13 protein-coding genes are annotated in these 18,593 nt (G+C 67.7%); 6 read left to right on the forward strand and 7 right to left on the reverse strand.

Going from position 1 to position 18,593, the window contains the following annotated elements; genetic code table 11:
- Window positions 1-58 precede the first annotated feature (58 nt).
- The 3 genes from EPO41_RS06115 to EPO41_RS06125 all read left to right on the forward strand — a co-directional run bounded on the left by EPO41_RS06115 (window position 59) and on the right by EPO41_RS06125 (window position 2,569).
- Window positions 59-451: a GFA family protein gene (locus EPO41_RS06115; RefSeq protein ID WP_296321896.1), complete on the forward strand. Its 393-nt coding sequence runs from the start codon at window positions 59-61 to the stop codon at window positions 449-451.
- A complete protein-coding gene (locus EPO41_RS06120; RefSeq protein ID WP_296321898.1) occupies window positions 451-1,371 on the forward strand; it encodes a pyridoxamine 5'-phosphate oxidase family protein in 921 nt (306 codons plus the stop codon). Before EPO41_RS06115 ends, EPO41_RS06120 begins: the two co-directional genes overlap by 1 nt.
- Before the next feature lie 61 nt (window positions 1,372-1,432).
- Window positions 1,433-2,569 carry a glycosyltransferase gene (locus EPO41_RS06125; RefSeq protein ID WP_296321901.1) on the forward strand — a complete coding sequence of 379 codons (1,137 nt, stop codon included), beginning with the start codon at window positions 1,433-1,435 and terminating at the stop codon, window positions 2,567-2,569.
- Here the strand turns inward: EPO41_RS06125 and EPO41_RS06130 are convergent.
- The 4 genes from EPO41_RS06130 to EPO41_RS06145 all read right to left on the reverse strand — a co-directional run bounded on the left by EPO41_RS06130 (window position 2,515) and on the right by EPO41_RS06145 (window position 10,010).
- On the reverse strand, window positions 2,515-2,952 hold the full coding sequence (locus EPO41_RS06130; RefSeq protein WP_296321903.1) for a type II 3-dehydroquinate dehydratase: 438 nt from the start codon (window positions 2,950-2,952) through the stop codon (window positions 2,515-2,517). The genes EPO41_RS06125 and EPO41_RS06130 overlap by 55 nt on opposite strands.
- Window positions 2,953-3,004: 52 nt before the next feature.
- Window positions 3,005-4,456: a glutamate synthase subunit beta gene (locus EPO41_RS06135; protein ID WP_296321906.1), complete on the reverse strand. Its 1,452-nt coding sequence runs from the start codon at window positions 4,454-4,456 to the stop codon at window positions 3,005-3,007.
- Between the two features lie 134 nt (window positions 4,457-4,590).
- Window positions 4,591-9,231 carry a glutamate synthase large subunit gene (gene gltB, locus EPO41_RS06140; protein WP_296321909.1) on the reverse strand — a complete coding sequence of 1,547 codons (4,641 nt, stop codon included), beginning with the start codon at window positions 9,229-9,231 and terminating at the stop codon, window positions 4,591-4,593.
- A 131-nt stretch (window positions 9,232-9,362) separates the two neighbouring features.
- Window positions 9,363-10,010: a hypothetical protein gene (locus EPO41_RS06145; protein WP_296321912.1), complete on the reverse strand. Its 648-nt coding sequence runs from the start codon at window positions 10,008-10,010 to the stop codon at window positions 9,363-9,365.
- Window positions 10,011-10,120: 110 nt separating this feature from the next.
- Between EPO41_RS06145 and EPO41_RS06150 the strand changes: the two genes are divergently transcribed.
- Window positions 10,121-10,417 carry a hypothetical protein gene (locus EPO41_RS06150; protein ID WP_295140213.1) on the forward strand — a complete coding sequence of 99 codons (297 nt, stop codon included), beginning with the start codon at window positions 10,121-10,123 and terminating at the stop codon, window positions 10,415-10,417.
- Between the two features lie 9 nt (window positions 10,418-10,426).
- Here EPO41_RS06150 and putA read toward each other — a convergent pair whose 3' ends face one another.
- The gene (putA, locus tag EPO41_RS06155; protein ID WP_296321914.1) at window positions 10,427-13,846 is read right to left on the reverse strand and encodes a bifunctional proline dehydrogenase/L-glutamate gamma-semialdehyde dehydrogenase PutA; all 3,420 of its coding nucleotides are present in this window, start codon (window positions 13,844-13,846) and stop codon (window positions 10,427-10,429) included.
- A gap of 7 nt (window positions 13,847-13,853) precedes the next feature.
- A complete protein-coding gene (locus tag EPO41_RS06160; protein WP_296321917.1) occupies window positions 13,854-14,258 on the reverse strand; it encodes a VOC family protein in 405 nt (134 codons plus the stop codon).
- A gap of 82 nt (window positions 14,259-14,340) precedes the next feature.
- Between EPO41_RS06160 and hrpB the strand changes: the two genes are divergently transcribed.
- A complete protein-coding gene (gene hrpB / locus EPO41_RS06165; protein WP_296321919.1) occupies window positions 14,341-16,809 on the forward strand; it encodes an ATP-dependent helicase HrpB in 2,469 nt (822 codons plus the stop codon).
- Between the two features lie 14 nt (window positions 16,810-16,823).
- On the opposite strand, the gene EPO41_RS06170 is transcribed toward hrpB, so the two are convergent.
- Complete coding sequence (locus EPO41_RS06170; RefSeq protein ID WP_296321922.1) at window positions 16,824-17,057, reverse strand: DUF2798 domain-containing protein; 234 nt, start codon at window positions 17,055-17,057, stop codon at window positions 16,824-16,826.
- A gap of 64 nt (window positions 17,058-17,121) precedes the next feature.
- Here EPO41_RS06170 and EPO41_RS06175 point away from each other — a divergent pair, with 64 nt between their 5' ends.
- The gene (locus tag EPO41_RS06175; RefSeq protein WP_296321925.1) at window positions 17,122-18,579 is read left to right on the forward strand and encodes an amidase; all 1,458 of its coding nucleotides are present in this window, start codon (window positions 17,122-17,124) and stop codon (window positions 18,577-18,579) included.
- Window positions 18,580-18,593: the final 14 nt, after the last annotated feature.

The following is an 18,593-nucleotide window of genomic DNA, read 5'->3' on the forward strand; positions in this document are numbered from 1 at the left end:
TGCGATAATCGCGGCAATCGACCGGACCTATGTTGGCGAGAACCAGGAGGACACGGAGATGCTGAACGGAAGCTGCCTTTGCGGCGCCGTCGCCTGCGAGGCCGATGCACCCGTCGAGCGGATCGTGCACTGCCATTGCCACACCTGCCGCAAGACGCACGGCACGGCCTTCTCGTCCGTCACGGCAGTACCGCGCGAGAAGTTCCGTTGGACACGCGGCGAGGATGTCCTCGGCGCCATCGAATCGTCGCCGGGCAAGTTCCGCCGCTTCTGCGGCAGGTGCGGCTCGCACGTGATGGCCGAGCGCGTCGCGCAGCCGGTCGTTCTGTTGCGGCTGGGCTGCCTCGACACCGAGGTGCGCGACCGGCCCCAGCTCCATATCTGGCGATCGGACGCCGCGCCCTGGTACGACCCGAAGATCCAGTTCCCCGAGAAGCAGGAGGGCGTGTGATGACCGCCGACACGCCGGGCTTCCTGCCGTTCAATGCCGACGAGCAGGCAGCGCAGAGGCTGGCTGGCTATCGGATGGGACGGGCGCCGATCCGGTCCTTCCTGCCGGAAGAGCACCGCGCCTTCTTCCCCCTGCTGCCCCATCTCTTCACCAGCACGCCGGATGCGCAGGGCTGGCCCATGGCCTCGGTGCTCACGGGCTCCCCGGGATTCGTCACCTCGCCTGATCCGAAGACGCTGCGCATCGGTGCCTTGCCGCGCGGTGGCGATCCCGCGGCGCCGGGCTTTGTGACCGGTGCCGAGATCGGACTGCTGGGAATCGATCTCTCGACGCGGCGCCGCAACCGGGCCAACGGCCGGATCGTGGAGATCGACGACGGCGTGACCGTGCAGGTTGTCCAAAGCTTCGGCAACTGTCCGCAATACATCCAGACCCGCAAGGTGATGGCGCGCGATGAGGAGGCCGGACCGACAGAGACCCTGGGCAGGCTGGACGAAGCCGCCCGCGACCTCATCGAATCAGCCGACACGTTCTTCGTCGCGAGCCGGGGCCGGACGGACCTCGGCGCCGGGGGCGGGTTCGACATGTCCCATCGCGGTGGCAGACCGGGCTTCGTCGGCGTGCATGACGACACGCTGGTCATCCCGGACTTCAGCGGCAACCGCTTCTTCAACACGCTGGGCAACCTGCTGGGCGATCCCCGCGCCGGTCTGCTGTTCGTGAATTTCAATACCGGCGAGGTGATGCAGCTGCAGGGTACCGTGACCATCGACTGGCATCCCGGCGAGACCGGTCCGGCCGGAACCGAGCGCCTGTGGCGCGTTCGGCTCGAGCGGGCATGGCGCACACGGTCCGGCTTCCCTTACTTCTCGATTTTCAGGGATTATGCACCGACAACGCTGCTGACGGGCATCTGGTAGCCACATTCATCCCTACAACTCAAAACCATCATGGTACTGTCGTGCTGGGGTTGGGACTGTCGTGGGAAACAGGATCAGCATTGTCATGCCGACGCGCAATCGCGCGTCGCTGCTGCGGCGTGCGCTCGTGGGCGTGCAGGCCCAGACGGTTTGGGACAAGGAAATCGTCGTCGTCGATGACGCCTCGACCGACGGGACGCTTGCCATGCTCGCGAGCGAATTTCCGCGTGTGAAGGTCGTGCGCCACAGGTTTTCGCGCGGACCGAGCGCCGCGCGCAATTCCGGTCTTGCCATCGCGACCGGCGACTGGATTTTCTTCCACGACGACGACGACCTGATGCATCCGTCGCACCTCGCCGACCTGCTGGCCGCGACGCTCGCTGCGCCACCGAATTCGCTGGTCGCCGGCCGCTCGCGCGACTTCGCGATCATCGGAGACCAGGTCGTCCTCGGCTCTCCCGTCTGGACGGCAGCGGAACGCTCCGACACGGACACGCTGGCCCAGTTCCTCGATCCCAACGGCCTGCGCACCATCACCCACACCACGATCCTGTGGCCGCGTCGCCTGTTCGACACGGAGACGTGGGACGAAGCTCTCGGCTTCTACGAGGATTTCGACCTGTGCGGGCGGGCGATTCTCTCTGGCCTGAATGTGCGGGGTCGGGAGGTCGGCATGTATTACATCCGCGTGCATGCGGGACCCCGCCTGAGTTCCGCCGGCGACGACACCGCCCAGCTCGTGTCGTCGGCACGCTACTGGCTGAAATGGGCGGCGCTTCTTCACGACCGCCCCGAGCATCGCGCGTGCGGACAGGTGTTGCGCGACGGCTTGATGGATTGCCGGACCAGACTCTCCAACCTGCCTGCCGGCCAGGCCTATATGCCGCAACTCGAAGCGGCGTTCCGGCAATGGGGCGGCGGCAGGCTCTACGTGACCCCGCGACCGCGCAATCGGCTGAAGCGGGCCGTTGGCAATGCAGTGGTGAACATCGGCGGCTTCCCGGCGCTGCACACCCTGCTCCGCACCGTCGACTCCCTGAGGCCTGCGGGAAAGTCCTACCTCGACACGCTGCAGGCCCCCGCCACGAGGGCCGACAGCCAGGACGCCGCCCACATACGGTACTGCGAAACCCCAAGCGGTCGTCAGGCCGACGCCGGACGCACCCGCGCCACCATGGCCTCGAGGGCCAGGAGATAGGAATCGACACCGAAGCCCGCGATCATCCCGACCGCCGCCTCGGCGGTGATGGACCCGAAGCCGCGTTTCTCGATGTTGGTCATGTGGATTTCGATCGCCGGCATGGAAATCGACCGCAGGCAATCGCGCAGCGCGTGACCGGCGTGGAGAAAGCCCGCGGGATTGAACAGCAGCCCGTCGGCCTTGGCGCGATCCGCCTTGTAGATTGCCGACACGGCCTCGCCTTCGGTATTCGTGTAGAAAATCTCGATCTCCACAGCGAGATCCCTGGCCCGGCGGCGCACCGCCGCGTCGAGTTCCTTGGCCGTGGTCGTGCCATAGAGTTCCGGCTGACGCCGGCCCAGATACTCCATGTTCGCGCCCTGAATCAGCAAAATCTTCATCAGGCAATGCTAAAACAAAATTACCCGCAAGCGAACCACAACCGTCCGCAGTTTAACGCGGCAGGGTAGAAGATCCCATCAGGCTTTCGTCGATCGAGCGGGCGCACTGGCGGCCCTCGCGGATCGCCCACACGACCAGTGACTGGCCGCGACGCATGTCGCCGGCGGCGAACAGCCTCGGAACCGAGGTCTGGTAGTCCTTCACATTGGCCGCCACGTTGCCGCGCGGATCGAGCGCAACGCCCGCCTGCTCCACGAGGCCCGGCCGGCGCGGGCCGAGGAAGCCCATGGCCAGCAGCACCAGGTCGGCCCTGAGCTCGAAGGTGCTGCCCGCGACCTCCTGCATGCCCATGCGTCCGTCGGCGCCCTTCGCCCATTCGACGCGCACGCATTCCAGCGCCTCGACCTTGCCATTGCTGCCCAGCGCCCGCTTCGTCAGTACGGCGAAATCGCGCGCCGCACCTTCCTCGTGGCTCGACGAGGTGCGCAGCTTGAGCGGCCAGTCCGGCCAGGTCAGCGCCTTGTTCTCGCGCACCGGCGGCTGCGGCATGACCTCGAGCTGCGTCACCGAGGCCGCCCCGTGACGGTTCGACGTGCCCACGCAATCGGAGCCGGTATCGCCGCCACCGATCACGATGACATGCTTGCCCTTGGCGGTGAGCGTGCCGCGCGGCGCGGCACGCGCCTCGTCGTCGCCGGCATTGCGCTTGTTCTGCTGGGTCAGGAAATCCATCGCGAAATGGATGCCGTTCAGCTCGCGCCCCGGGACCTCCAGATCGCGCGGCAGTTCGGCGCCGCCGGTCAGGGCGACCGCGTCATAGCCTTCGAGCAGCGACTTGATCGACAGGGTGGCACCGACCTCGACGCCGGTGCGGAACTCGACGCCCTCGGCCTCCATCTGGCGCATGCGCCGGTCGATATGGTGCTTCTCCATCTTGAAGTCGGGAATACCGTAGCGCAGCAGGCCGCCGATCCGGTCGGACTTCTCGAACAGCGTCACCGAATGGCCGGCGCGCGCAAGCTGCTGGGCGCAGGAGAGTCCAGCCGGACCGGAACCCACGACGGCGACACGCTTGCCGGTCTTGTGGGCGGGCACGAGCGGCTGGATCCAGCCCTCCTGCCAGCCGCGATCGACGATCGCGCATTCGATCGACTTGATGGTCACCGGGTTGTCGTCGATGTTCAGCGTGCACGAGGATTCGCAAGGCGCGGGGCAGATGCGGCCGGTGAACTCGGGAAAGTTGTTGGTCGAGTGCAGGACCTCGAGCGCATCCTTCCAGCGGTCGCGGCGCACCAGCTCGTTCCACTGCGGGATGATGTTGTTGACCGGGCAGCCGTTGTGACAATACGGGATGCCGCAATCCATGCAGCGCGCGCCCTGCCGCGACACCTCGGCCGGCGGCATCGGCAGGACGAATTCCCTGTAGTTCTTGAGGCGCTGCTCGACCGGTTCGTAGGACCGGTCCTTGCGCTCGATCTCGAGGAAGCCCGTGACTAGGCCCATCGTCCAAATTCCTTCAGCTCACTTAATTCTTCCTCCTCTCCCCCGCTAGGGGGAGAGGTTGGGTGAGGGGGCGATGCACCCTCTCACTCCCCCTCACCTAGCCTCTCCCCCTCTCGGGGGAGAGGAATCCGAATTCACTCCGCCGCGACGGCATTCGCCGCCGCCCGTTCCCGCGCCCTCAGCAGCGCCTGCTTGTAGTCGCGCGGCATCACCTTCACGAAGCTCTGCAACGCATTGTCCCAGTCCTCCAGCAGCGACCGTGCCCGCGCGCTGCCGGTATGGAGATGATGGCGCTCGACCAGGATGCGCAGGCGCTCGGCGTCGAAACGCAGCACGTCGCCCATCCCGTTGTCCTCGACGTCGGTCGCACGCTGGCGCGGGCGGCCGGTCTCGTCACCATCGGTCGAAGCCGGACCGACCTTCTCCAGATCGACCATCGAGGGATTGCACAGTTCCTTGAAGCGCGCCTTGGGGTCGTACACGTAGGCGATGCCGCCGGACATGCCGGCCGCGAAGTTGCGGCCCGTATCGCCCAGCACGACCACGACGCCGCCGGTCATGTACTCGCAACCATGGTCGCCCGTGCCCTCGACGACGCAGACCGCGCCCGAGTTGCGGACGGCGAAGCGCTCGCCCGCCACGCCCTCGAAGTAGGCCTCGCCGCCGATGGCGCCATAGAGCACCGTATTGCCGACGATGATGTTCTTCAGCGGATCGCGCGCGCAGTCCTTGGGCTGGCGCACGACGACCCGGCCGCCCGACAGGCCCTTGCCGACATAATCGTTGCCGTCGCCGGACAGTTCGAGCGACACGCCGCGCGCCAGGAAGGCGCCGAAGCTCTGGCCGGCCGTACCGGTGAGGCGCACGGAGATCGTGTCCTCGGGCAGTCCGGCATGGCCGGTGCGCCGCGCCACCTCGCCCGACAGCATGGCGCCGACGGTGCGGTTCACGTTGGTGACCGGCAGGTCGATCTGCACCGGCTCGCCCCTCTCGAGCGCCGGCTGCGCCGCCTCGATGAGCTTGTGATCCAGCGCCTTGTCGAGACCGTGGTCCTGGCGCTCGACGTTCCAGATCGCCACGCCCTCGCGCGCCGGCGCCTGGTGCAGGAGCTTCGAGAGGTCGACGCCGCCCGCCTTCCAGTGGTCGATCGCCTTGCGCATGTCGAGCCGGTCGACCCGGCCGATCATCTCGTTCAGCGTCCGGAAGCCCAGCCGCGCCATGATCTCGCGCAGTTCCTCGGCGACGAAGAAGAAGTAGTTGATCACGTGCTCGGGCTGGCCCGTGAAACGCTTGCGCAGCACCGGATCCTGCGTCGCCACGCCCACCGGACAGGTGTTGAGGTGGCACTTGCGCATCATGATGCAGCCCGCCGCGATCAGCGGCGCGGTGGCGAAGCCGAATTCGTCGGCGCCCAGCAGCGCGCCGATGGCGACGTCGCGGCCGGTGCGCAGGCCGCCGTCGACCTGCACGGCGATGCGGCCGCGCAGCCCGTTCAGCACCAGCGTCTGCTGCGTCTCGGCAAGGCCGATCTCCCACGGCGAACCCGCATGGGTGAGCGAGGTGAGCGGCGAGGCGCCGGTGCCGCCCTCGTAGCCCGAGATCGTCACATGGTCGGCCCGCGCCTTGCTGACGCCCGCCGCGACCGTGCCGACACCGACCTCGGAGACCAGCTTCACGGAGACGCGCGCCTTGGTGTTCACGTTCTTCAGGTCGTGGATCAGCTGCGCCAGGTCCTCGATCGAATAGATGTCGTGGTGCGGCGGCGGCGAGATCAGGCCGACGCCGGCCGTCGAGCGGCGGACACGGGCGATGTTCTCGTCGACCTTGTGGCCGGGCAGCTGGCCGCCCTCGCCGGGCTTGGCGCCCTGCGCCATCTTGATCTGGATGTCGTCGGCATTGACCAGGTACTCGGCCGTGACGCCGAAGCGGCCCGACGCAACCTGCTTGATGGCCGAGCGCATGGAATCGCCGTTGGGCAGCGGCTTGAAGCGGTCCGCCTCCTCGCCGCCCTCGCCGGTGTTCGACTTGCCGCCGATCCGGTTCATGGCGATCGCAAGCGTGGTGTGGGCCTCACGGCTGATCGAGCCGAAGCTCATCGCGCCGGTGGCGAAGCGCTTCACGATGCTGGCCGCGGGCTCGACCTCCTCGACCGGGATGGGCTTCTCCGCCCACTTGAGCTGCATCAGGCCGCGGATGGTCAGCAGCCGCTCGCTCTGCTCGTTGATCGAGGTCGCGAAGGCCTTGTAGTCGTCCGACGAGTTGCCGCGAACCGCGTGCTGCAGGCGCGACACGCTTTCCGGCGTCCAGGCATGCTCCTCGCCGCGCAGGCGGAAGGCATAGTCGCCGCCGACGTCGAGCATGGTGCGATAGACCGGATTGTCGCCGTAGGCGTTGCGGTGACGGTGCACCGTCTCCTCGGCGATTTCCTGCCAACCCGCGCCCTCGATCGTGGTGGCGGTGCCGGTGAAGTACTTCTCGACGAAGCCCGAATGCAGGCCGACCGCGTCGAAGATCTGCGCGCCGCAATAGGACTGGTAGGTCGAGATGCCCATCTTGGACATGACCTTGAGCAGCCCCTTTCCGATCGCCTTGATGAAGTTCTTCTGGACCTCGTAGGGCTTCAGCGGCAGGCCGTTCTGGACGCGCAGCGTCTCCAGCGTCTCGAAGGCGAGATACGGATTCACCGCCTCGGCGCCGTAGCCCGCCAGGCAGCAGAAGTGATGCACCTCGCGCGCCTCGCCGGTCTCGACCACGAGGCCGGTCTGGGTGCGCAGGCCGCGCCGGATCAGACTGTGGTGCACGGCGGCGGTGGCCAGCAGCGCCGGGATCGGCACGCGCTCGGCCGAAACCGCGCGATCCGACAGGATCAGGATGTTGCGATCGGCCAGCACGCAGTCGGTCGCCTCGGCGCAGACCCGGTCCAACGCCGCTTCGAGTCCGGCCGCGCCTTCGGAGGCGAGCCAGGTCGTGTCGATGGTGGCGGTGCGGAACGAGCCGTCGAGCAGGTCCTCGATCGAGCGGATCTTCTCCAGCTCGGCATTGGTCAACACCGGCTGGGCCACTTCGAGGCGCTTGTGCGTGCCGGCATGGCGGCCGAGCAGGTTGGGGCGCGGGCCGATCATCGAGACCAGCGACATCACCAGCTCCTCGCGGATCGGGTCGATCGGCGGGTTGGTGACCTGCGCGAAGTTCTGCTTGAAGTAGTTGTAGAGCAGCTTCGGCTTCTTCGAGAGCACGGCGATGGGCGTATCGGTGCCCATGGAACCGATCGGATCATCGGCCACGCTGGCCATCGGCTCGAGGAAGAACTGGATGTCCTCCTGCGTGTAGCCGAAGGCCTGCTGGCGATCGAGCAGGGTCGAGGGATCGTTCGACGCCACCGGCGAGGGCGCCTCGGGGATCTCCGAAAGCTCTTCGAGCTTGTGCTGCGTCTCCCTCAGCCACTCCTCGTAGGGCTCGGCCTCGGCCAGGGAGCGCTTCAGCTCATCGTCCTCGACGATGCGGCCCTGTTCGAGGTCGATCAGCAGCATCTTGCCGGGCTGCAGGCGCCACTTGCGCACGATCTTCTCGTCGGGGATCGGCAGGACGCCGGACTCCGAGGACATCACCACGAGATCGTCCTCGGTGATCAGGAAGCGCGCCGGCCGCAGCCCGTTGCGATCGAGCGTGGCGCCGATCTGGCGGCCGTCGGTGAAGGCGATCGAGGCCGGGCCGTCCCACGGCTCCATCAGCGCCGCGTGATACTCGTAGAAGGCCTTGCGGCTGCCATCCATCAGCGGATTGCCGGCCCAGGCTTCCGGAATCAGCATCATCATGGCGTGGCTGAGCGAATAGCCGCCGGCGACCAGCAGTTCGAGCGCATTGTCGAGGCAGGCCGTGTCCGACTGGCCGTGCGGGATGATCGGCCACATCTTGTCGAGGTCGGCGCCGATCAGGTCGGATTCCATCGTGCGCCGGCGGGCGTACATCCAGTTGACGTTGCCGCGGACCGTGTTGATCTCGCCGTTATGGGCGATGAAGCGGTAGGGATGCGCCAGCTTCCACGACGGGAACGTGTTCGTGGAGAATCTCTGGTGAACCAGGCAAAGCGCTGATTCACAAAGAGGATTCCTCAGATCTTCATAGAAGCTCTCAACCTGGTGCGCGAGCAGCAGGCCCTTGTAGACCACGGTGCGCGACGAGAAGGACGGCATGTAGAGCTGCGACAGGCCGGGCAGCTTGTGCTTCTTCTCGAGGTCGGCCAGCGGATTCTGCGTCTGCTTGCGGATCGCCAGCACCTTGCGCTCGAACGCATCCTGGTCGGGGACTTTCGCACCCCGGCCGACGATCGCCATGCGGATGACCGGCATCGATTCGATGACCGCCTTGCCGAGGCCGGTGAGGTCGGTCGGCACGTCGCGCCAACCGACCATCTTCTGCTTCTCGACTTTAATAAAATGCTCGAAGCGCTTGATTGCAAACGCTCTTGCCTTCTCATCCGGCGGCAGGAAGCACATCGCCACGGCGTAGTGGCCGGGCTCCGGCAGGTCGACCCCCTCCTTGCGCGCCCAGTCGCGCAGCAGCGCGTCGGGAATCTGGATCATCGCGCCCGCACCGTCGCCCATCAGCGGATCGGCGCCGACGGCGCCGCGATGGTCGAGATTGACCAGGATCTGGAGACCCTGGCGCACGATGGCGTGCGTTTTCCGGCCCTTGATGTCGGCCACGAAGCCGACGCCGCAGGAATCGTGTTCGTTGCGTGGGTCGTACAGTCCCTGCTTTTCAGGCAATGCCATGATTCTACCCTGCTGGCGCGCTAGCTGGCCCAGCATCCCCCCCGGATGCGTTCGCTTATCGTGGCATTATTAGCCCGGCCGCCCCTGCAAACGAAAGCCCTCGTTACGCCACAAATGGCGGCGTTAAGAAACTACTCTATATATTTGAAATCCAACGATATTGCCGCCGGAGTGCTGACGACCTCGATGTCGCCGGTCCGAAGGACGGATCCAAGCGTGGCACGCAGGGCGGGCGCGAAGGTGAGTTCCTCGCTGTTGGAGACCGGATGGCGATCCGCCAGACCGTCGAGGGTTCGCCGGTACTTCAAGACCTTGATGGGGCACCCGCTCAGTTCGAGGATCCCTGATTCGAGTAATTCCAGGGTCACCCTGGCTGCCAGCTGGAGCTTTCCGTCGGCGTGCTTCATGTCGGCGCTGTAGCGGACGGGCTGGCCGCGCGCGAACTGAACCGTGGGACCGATCGAATAGGTCCATCTGCGCGGGTCGTCGGGCTCGGTCGAATAGTACGCGTCCACCGGAAACAGGGAACTGGCGCCGCGGGTCCTGAGATAGATCGCCGGCGAATCGACGGTGTAGGTCGTGACCTCCCCGCCTTTCCGAAACACCTGCATCTGCTGGAGTCGCGTCGTGGGCGCCTCACCCGTCCGCCGGGTGGTGACTTCGGAGGCAAGGGCGAAGGGAATTTCGGTGTTGGTGAGGGCCGCGCAATCGAGGGCGACCAGGCTTCCCGGCCACGAAACGATGGCCATCAAGATCGGCAAGGACGGGAAGTGGCGCATGTGCCGCATCCTAGCCGTCGCTCTCCTTGCATTGAAGACATCGCGCCCATGGCCTAACTTGCCGGCCGGACAGGGGCGGCGTTCATTGCCCCGGGGGAGAGACTGAGCTGATGCCGGAACGTTCGATCGGTCGCAGGACGACCCTGCTCGTGGCTCCCCTGCTGGCCGCTGCCCTGGCCACGACCTTGGGGGCCTGCAACGGTCCGGGCGCCACCCAGGCCTGGACCGGTCCCGGCTGGTACCTCGAAAAGTCCTACATCATCGTCGGCGGCGGTCCCAAGGTCTTTGGCGGCCCCTTCACCTACGAGAAGTGCGAGGAGGAACGCATCAAGATGGGGCCGATCACGTCGCCGGAAATGCTCTGCGTGAACCATCCCGGCAAGCCGAAGCAATACGGCGGTTACTAGCCTCGACCTCTAGCCGATCGCCATCAGGCTGGCGTTGCCGCCCGCCGCAGCAGTGTTGACGCTGAGCGACACCTCATCGAACAGGAGCTCGCGCGGATAAGGCGCGGCGTGGACCGGGACGATACGGCCCGGCCGTTCGGCCATGCGGCGGGTGAGCGCCAACAATTCCTCGGCGCTGCCGGCGAAAAGCGCGGCAGCGATGTCTTCGGCTTCGCTTTCAGCGACGCGATTACCCGTCGACCGCACAAGCTCCTGCTGTGCCTTGAGCTCCGGCGCATCCGCCGCGACACACAGGATCGCGCCTTTGGGCCGAAGCGCATAACCGTTGCGCTCGCCAACCGGACCGGCCAATTCGCCCGATGTCACCTCGACGGCCGGTCCGCCCGCCAGCAGGCGATGGACGTAGAGCGGTCCGCCCGCCTTCGGTCCCGTACCCGACAGGCCATGACCGCCGAACGGCTGCACGCCGACCACGGCGCCGATCATGTTGCGGTTGACGTACTGGTTGCCGGCCGCACTCGCCGCCGTCGCCCGGTCGATCGTCTCGTCGATGCGGCTATGCACGCCGAAGGTCAGGCCGAAGCCGGTGGCGTTCACGGCGCGGATGACCTTCTCCATGTCTTCGCGGGCGTAGCGCAGGACATGCAGCACCGGGCCGAACACCTCGCCCGGCAGATCGGCGAGGGCGCCGATCTCGATCAAGGTCGGCGGCACGAAAGTCCCCCGCGCCGCTTCGACCGGAAGTGGCACCTGATGGACGCGATGGCCGGCCGCGCGCATGCGGTCGACGTGATCGAGCAGGCGCTTCTGCGCCTCCGTCGAGATGACGGGCCCGACATCGACGGCAAGACGATCGGGAACGCCGATGCCGAGCTCCGCCATCGCGCCCTGCAGCATGGGCACGACCTTGTCGGCGATGTCGTCCTGCAGGCAGAGCACCCGGAGCGCCGAGCAGCGCTGGCCGGCCGAATCGAAGGCCGAGGACAGCACGTCGATCACCAGCTGTTCGGGCAGCGCCGACGAATCCGCCACCATCGCGTTCTGTCCGCCGGTCTCGGCGATCAACGGCACCGGCTTCCCGTCGACGCCGAGGCGGCGCGCCAGGGTGCGATTGATCGATTGCGCGGCCTCGGTCGAGCCGGTGAAGACGACGCCGGCGACCGTCGCGTTCGCGACCAGCCGCTTGCCGACCTCGCCGTCGCCCGGCGTCAGCTGCAGCGCCGTAGTCGGCACGCCCGCTTCGTGCAGGATCGACACGGCAAGGGCCGCGATCAGCGGCGTCTCCTCGGCCGGCTTGGCGACCACGGCATTGCCCGCCGCCAGTGCACCAGCGACCTGCCCCGTGAAGATCGAGAGCGGGAAATTCCACGGGCTGATGCAGGCGACGACGCCGAGCGGCCGGTGGGTCGCATTGTCGAACCTCTCGACGCACCCCGCGTAATAGCGCAGGAAATCGACCGCCTCGCGCACCTCGCCGACGGCGTTGCCCAGCGTCTTGCCGGCCTCGCGCACGATCGGCCCCAACAGCTTTTCCAGGCGGGCTTCCATCAAGTCGGCCGACCGGCGCAGGATCGCGGCGCGCTCGGCCGGCGCCGCGGACCAGGGCTCGGCCTTGGCGCAGGCTTCGTCGACCAGTTCGGGAGTCGATTCGACGACAGTGCCGACGAGATCGCCTTTATCCGCAGGATTGCGTACCTCTCGCTCGGTGCCATCGCGCGGCCCGTCGGCCAGCACGGGCGTCGCGCGTAAAGATACCGAAGCCCCTTCCGTCAGCTCGCGCGCCAACGCGGCGAGCACGCCTTCGCTGACCAGGTCGAGGCCCGTCGAATTGGCGCGCTGCGGCCCGAACAGGTCGCGCGGCAATAGGATGAGCGGGTGCGGCGCGCCAACCGGCGAGAGGGCTCGCGCTCGTTCGACCGGATCGGCAAGGAGACTGTCCAGCGCCACGTCGGGATCGGCGACCTGGTTCACGAACGAGGTGTTGGCGCCATTCTCCAGCAGACGACGCACCAGATAGGCGAGCAGGGTCTCGTGCGTGCCCACCGGCGCATAGATGCGGCACGGCCGGTTGAGCTTGTCGCGGCCGACGACTTCCTCGTAGAGCGGCTCGCCCATGCCGTGCAGGCACTGAAACTCATACTGGCCGGCGTAGAAGTTTTCGCCGGCCATCGCGTGGATCGACGCCAGGGTCAGCGCGTTGTGCGTGGCGAATTGCGGGAACGCCGCGTCGGGCGCGGCCAGCAGCTTGCGTGCGCAGGCGAGGTAGGAGACGTCGGTGTGGATCTTGCGCGTGAAGACCGGGAAATCCTCCAGCCCATCGACCTGCGCCCGCTTGATCTCGCTGTCCCAGTAGGCGCCCTTGACCAGCCGGATCATGAGCCGGTGGCGGCTGCGGCGGCCGAGGTCGATCAGATAGTCGATCACGAAGGCGGCGCGCTTCTGATAGGCCTGGACCACGAAGCCGACCCCGTTCCAGCCTTCGAGCGCGGGATCGAAGCAGAGCCGCTCCAGCAGATCGAGCGAGAGTTCGAGCCGGTCCGCCTCCTCCGCATCGATGTTGAGGCCGATATCGTAGTGGCGCGCCAGCACCGCGAGGTCGCGCAGGCGAGGATAGAGTTCGTCATGGACACGTTCGGCCTGGGCGCGGCCGTAGCGCGGACGCAGCGCCGAGAGTTTCAGCGAGATGCCCGCCCCCTCGTAGATGCCGCGTCCCGCCGATGCGCGGCCGATGGCGTGGATCGCGCGCTCATAGGCCAGGCGGTAGTGCTCGGCCTGCTGCGCCGTGATCGCGGCCTCGCCCAGCATGTCGTAGGAATAGCGGAAGCCCCCGGCCTCGAAGCGGCGGCCGTTGACCAGTGCCTCCTCGATCGTCTGGCCCGCAACGAACTGCTCGCCCATCAGGCGCATGGCGATGTTCACGCCGCCGCGGATCAAGGGCTCGCCGCCCCGCGCGACCAGTCGCGTCAGCGCCGCCGACAGGGACTTCTCGCTGCTGGTCGCGGTCAGCCGGCCGGTCAGCATCAGGCCCCAGGTGGCGGCATTCACGAACAGCGACGGGCTTTGTCCGAGATGCGCGCGCCAGTCGCCGCCGCCGATCTTGTCGCGGATCAGCGCGTCGCGCGTCTCGTCGTCGGGAATGCGCAGCAGCGCCTCGGCCAGGCACATCAGCGCCACGCCTTCCTGGCTCGACAACGCATATTCGTGGATCAGCCCCTCGACACCGCCCGACGGCACCTTGGCCCGCAGGGCTTCAACCAACCGCAGCGCCAGCGCGCGAGCCTTCACGGTCGCGGCCGGACTCAGGGTCGCGAGATCGAGCAGCGGCGGCACGCAGTCGGGCTCGGGCCGGCGACAAGCCGCGGTGATCGCCGCCCGCAACGGCGGCTGCAGCCGCAGCGAATGGGCGAAGGTTTCGAAGGGCGCCGTCATCTTCGGCCTACTTGTACGAAGACACCTCGATCAGGTTGCCGTCGGGATCGCGGCAATAGACCGAGACGATCGTTCCCATCGCGCCCATCTTCTCGCCCGGTCCCTCTTCGATCGCCACGCCACAGCTCCGGAAATGATCGGCCACCGCCTGCGGCGTCGACTGCGTGAGAAAGCAGAGATCGTCGCTGCCCGGCGCCACCGTCCTGCCCGTGAACCATTGCTTCTGTGTGGCGGTCTCGGGCCGCAGGTTGATCTTCTGGCGGCCGAAATGCATCGACGTGACGCGATGGCCGGGTCGTGGCTCGGTGACCTTGCGCACCATGCCCAGCATCCTCTCGTACCAGGCGGCGGCGACCTCGACGTCGCGCACGTTGATGACGATATGATCCAGGGCCTCGACGACAATAGCCATTGCACGACCTCAAGCGTAAGAACCCCACAGTGAACCCGCCCCTTCTTCCCGTCCATCCGCTCGCGCCGTGACACAGGGTTCGATGGAGCCGCTTCCCGTCGACGAGGCACTGCCGCGTCTCGAGGCCGCGCTGGTGGCCGGCACCGCCGCCGTGCTGGTCGCGCCGCCAGGCGCCGGCAAGACGACGCGCGTGCCGCTGGCGCTGCTCGACGCGCCGTGGCTCGGCGGCCGCAGGATCGTGATGCAGGAACCGCGACGGCTGGCCGCACGCGCCGCCGCGCGCCGCATGGCCGCGAGCCTGGGCGAGGCGGTCGGCGAGACCGTGGGCTATCGCGTCCGCTTCGATACCAAGGTCGGGCCGCGCACCCGCATCGAGGTCGTGACCGACGGATTGTTCCTGCGCCTGTTGCAGGACGACCCGTCGCTCGATTCCGTGGGCTGCGTGATCTTCGACGAGCTTCATGAGCGCGGGCTGGAAACCGACCTGTCCTTCGCCCTGGTGTGCGAGGCGCAGGCCGCGTTGCGCGAGGATCTGAGGATCGTGGCCATGTCGGCGACGCTCGATCCCGGCCCCGTATCTGCCCGACTGGGTGGTGCGAGCGTGATCGAAAGCGCCGGCCGCATGTTCCCCGTCGAGACGCGCTATCTCGACCGCGAGCCGGCGGGCCGTCTTGAAGACAATGTTGCCGCTGCCGTGCGTCGCGCGCTCGCCGAGGAAACCGGCAGCGCGCTCGTCTTCCTGCCGGGTATCGGCGAGATCCGCCGGGTCGAGGAGCGGCTGCAGGGCATCGGCGCCGAAGTCGACGTGGCGCCGCTCTATGGCGATCTGTCGCCCGCCGACCAGGACCGCGCCATCGCGCCCTCCGCCCCCGGCCGGCGCAAGGTCGTGCTGGCGACCTCGATCGCCGAGACCAGCCTCACCATCGAGGGCGTGCGCATCGTGATCGACAGCGGCCAGATGCGCGTGCCGAAATTCTCGCCGCGCTCGGGCATGACGCGGCTCGAAACCGTGCGCGTCAGCCAGGCCTCGGCCGACCAGCGGCGCGGCCGCGCCGGCCGTCTCGAACCGGGCATCTGCTATCGCCTGTGGCCGGAACAGGCGCAGCGCGGGCTGCTGCCTTTCACGCCGCCCGAGATCCTCGATGCCGACCTGGCGCCGCTCGCACTGGAACTGGCGGCCTGGGGCACCAGCGATGCCGCAACGCTGCCTTGGCTCACGCCACCGCCCGCCGCCTCGCTCGCGACGGCGCGCGCGCTTCTGGCCGATCTCGGCGCGATCGACGGCACTGGCGCGATCACGGCCCATGGCCGCGCGATGGTGCGGCTCGGCCAGCATCCGCGCATCGCCCATCTCGTGCTCAAGGGCCGCGAGCTCGGACAAGGCAAGGTCGCCGCGCTGCTGGCCGCGATCCTGGGCGAACGCGATTTCCTGCGCCTGCCGCCGGGCCAGCGCGACGCCGATCTCCGGCACCGGGTCGACATCGCGCTGAGCGGGCGACGCGACGGCACCTTGCGGCTGATCCAGGAGGCGGCCCGACGCCTGATGCCGCGCGGCGCCGGCGACGAACGCGCCGACATCGCCATGACGGGGCCGCTGCTGGCGCTGGCCTATCCCGACCGCATCGGCCGTCGCCGGCCCGGCACAGCCGGCCGCTATCTCCTGTCGGGTGGCCGGGGTGCCGCGCTGCCCGAAGGCGATCCGATGGCGAACGAGGAGTTCCTGGTCGTGGCCGATCTCGATGGCTCGGCGCAGGAATCGCGCATCTTCCTCGCCGCGCCGATCACGGCCGCGGAGATCGAGGAACTCTACGCCGATCGCATCGTCGACGAGCAGCTCGTGCAGTGGAGCGCGCGCGACGGCGCGGTGCTGGCGCGCCGCCGCCGCCGGCTGGGCGCGCTCGCGCTGGAGGACAAGCCGCTCGGCCAGCCCGATCCCGAGAAGGTGCGGGCGGCCATGCTCGACGGCGTGCGCCAGCTCGGACTCGGCGCTCTGCCCTGGAGCGACGACCTCGTGCGCTGGCGCGAGCGCATCGGCTTCCTGCGCCGCCATGCTGGCGAGGACTGGCCCGATCTGTCGGACGCCGCCCTGATCACGTCGCTGGCGGAGTGGCTCGGCCCCCATCTCGACGGCGTGTCGCGCAAGGATCATCTTACGCGCATCGATCTTGGTTCGGCACTGAAAGCGCTGGTGCCATGGGAGAAGCAGCGCGAGGTCGAGCGGCTGGTGCCGACGCACGTCGAGGTGCCGAGCGGATCGCGGGTGGCCATCGACTATGCCAATCCCGACGAGCCGACGCTTTCCGTCCGCCTGCAGGAGATGTTCGGCCTCACCGAGACGCCGCGCATCGCCGGCGGCAAGGTGCCGCTCACCATCCACCTGCTCTCGCCGGCGCGGCGACCGGTGCAGGTGACGCGCGACCTCGCGAGCTTCTGGGCCAATGGTTACAAGGCCGTCAAATCGGAACTGAAGGGCCGCTATCCGCGCCACTACTGGCCGGACGATCCGTTGGTCGCCGAACCCACGGCGCGCGCGCGTCCCCGCCCGCGTTAGCAGAGGCGGAGCCGCTACCGGGTCTCGATCAGGACCGACAGCAGGCGGCGCATCAGCGGCATCAGGAACAGCATCGTCGGGAAGGCGACCATCCAGGACGCCATCCACGATTCCATCCAGCGGGCGGTCATGCCCGTTTCGAATCCCATCGCCCGGATCGTGGCGATGCCGGAGACGATGAAGGTCATGACGAAGGTCAGCGCCAACGGCATGGCGATGTGCATCGTTCGGGCGGGGAGTTTCTTCACGGCGGGCCGGACAATATGGTACGGGCTTGGACCTCGTCCATCCCCGTTGCGGAACCCTCACCCCATGTCCCTCGCGCTCCCGTTCCAGACCGCCAAGCAGCTCGCCGCTGCGGTCCGGAAGAAGAAGATCGGCTGCCTCGAACTGCTCGACCTCTACCTGAAGCGGGTCGAGGCGTATAACCCCGAACTCAACGCCATCATCGCCACCGACATCGACGGCGCCCGCAAGCGCGCCAAGGCGGCGGACCGCGCGGTCAGGGCCGGCAAGAAGCTGGGGCCGCTGCACGGCGTGCCGATGACGATCAAGGAATCCTTCGACGTTGCGGGCCTCCCCACCACCTGGGGCGATCCCGCCTTCAAGGACACGGTCGCGACGCAGAATTCGCTGGTCACGCAGCGCATGCTGGATGCCGGCGTCACCCTGTTCGGCAAGACCAACGTGCCGCTGAACCTCGCCGACTGGCAGAGCTACAACGAGGTCTATGGTTCGACCAACAATCCGTGGGATCTCGGGCGCACGCCGGGCGGCTCCTCGGGCGGCTCGGGGGCGGCGCTGGCCGCCGGCCTCACCGGCATCGAAGCCGGCAGCGACATCGGCGCTTCGATCCGCAATCCCGCCCATTATTGCGGCGTGTGGGGCCACAAGCCCAGTTGGGGCGTGGTCTCGCCGAAGGGCCATGCCCTGGGTGGCGCCGTGGCCTACGGCGATATCGGCGTGGTGGGTCCGCTGGCGCGCGGCGCCGAGGATCTCGAGATCGCGCTGACGGCGATGGCCGGGCCCGATTCGATCGACGGCCGCGGCTGGACGCTTACTTTGCCGCGCTCGAAGAAGACGAAGCTGCGCGACTTCAAGGTGGCGGTGCTGTTGACCGATCCCAACGCCGAGGTCGACGATTCGGTGCAGGAGCAGATCTCGAAGCTCGCCGCGTTCCTCGCCAAGAACAAGGTCAAGGTGAGCGACAAGGCGCGGCCGGAAATCGACACGGTCGAACTGAGCGATGTCTATGTCCGCCTGCTGCGGGCGGCGACGTCGGCGCGCATGAGCGACGCGGTCTACGAGCAGGCCGTGAAGGATGCGGCCAGCCTGCCGGCCGACGACATGAGCTACTTCGCGCAGATGCAGCGCGGCAATTCGCTGCCGCACCGCACCTGGCTGCAGTTGAACGAGAAGCGGCACAAGATGCGCTGGGCCTGGGACGCTTTCTTCCAGGACTACGACCTGATGCTCTGCCCGGTCGCCGTGACGGCGGCCTTCCCGCACGACCAGGCGGGCCTGCGCCACAAGCGCACGATCGTCGTGAACAACAAGCAGGTGCCGGTGGTCGACCAGATCTTCTGGGCGGGCTACTCGGGCGTCACCTGGCTGCCGTCGACGGCCGCTCCGATCGGCCAGAGCAAGGACGGCCTGCCGATCGGCGTGCAGATCATCGGCCGGCAGTATGGCGACTACGAATGCATCCAGTTCGCCAAGCTGCTGGAGAAGGAATATCGCGGCTTCGTGCCGCCGCCGGCCTATAGCTGATCGCAGGAGACAGA

Origin of the sequence: Reyranella sp. (assembly GCF_004297265.1) — a bacterium.
Taxonomy (GTDB): Bacteria; Pseudomonadota; Alphaproteobacteria; order Reyranellales; family Reyranellaceae; genus Reyranella.

What these genes read in the sequence shown, in the direction of transcription:
- EPO41_RS06160 (WP_296321917.1), bottom strand. Translation starts at nt 14,258, where the DNA reads ATGGCTATTGTCGTCGAGGCCCTGGATCATATCGTCATCAACGTGCGC.
- EPO41_RS06145 (WP_296321912.1), bottom strand. Translation starts at nt 10,010, where the DNA reads ATGCGCCACTTCCCGTCCTTGCCGATCTTGATGGCCATCGTTTCGTGG.
- putA (WP_296321914.1), bottom strand. Translation starts at nt 13,846, where the DNA reads ATGACGGCGCCCTTCGAAACCTTCGCCCATTCGCTGCGGCTGCAGCCG.
- gltB (WP_296321909.1), bottom strand. Translation starts at nt 9,231, where the DNA reads ATGGCATTGCCTGAAAAGCAGGGACTGTACGACCCACGCAACGAACAC.
- EPO41_RS06150 (WP_295140213.1), top strand. Translation starts at nt 10,121, where the DNA reads ATGCCGGAACGTTCGATCGGTCGCAGGACGACCCTGCTCGTGGCTCCC.
- EPO41_RS06115 (WP_296321896.1), top strand. Translation starts at nt 59, where the DNA reads ATGCTGAACGGAAGCTGCCTTTGCGGCGCCGTCGCCTGCGAGGCCGAT.
- hrpB (WP_296321919.1), top strand. Translation starts at nt 14,341, where the DNA reads ATGGAGCCGCTTCCCGTCGACGAGGCACTGCCGCGTCTCGAGGCCGCG.
- EPO41_RS06120 (WP_296321898.1), top strand. Translation starts at nt 451, where the DNA reads ATGACCGCCGACACGCCGGGCTTCCTGCCGTTCAATGCCGACGAGCAG.
- EPO41_RS06135 (WP_296321906.1), bottom strand. Translation starts at nt 4,456, where the DNA reads ATGGGCCTAGTCACGGGCTTCCTCGAGATCGAGCGCAAGGACCGGTCC.
- EPO41_RS06175 (WP_296321925.1), top strand. Translation starts at nt 17,122, where the DNA reads ATGTCCCTCGCGCTCCCGTTCCAGACCGCCAAGCAGCTCGCCGCTGCG.
- EPO41_RS06130 (WP_296321903.1), bottom strand. Translation starts at nt 2,952, where the DNA reads ATGAAGATTTTGCTGATTCAGGGCGCGAACATGGAGTATCTGGGCCGG.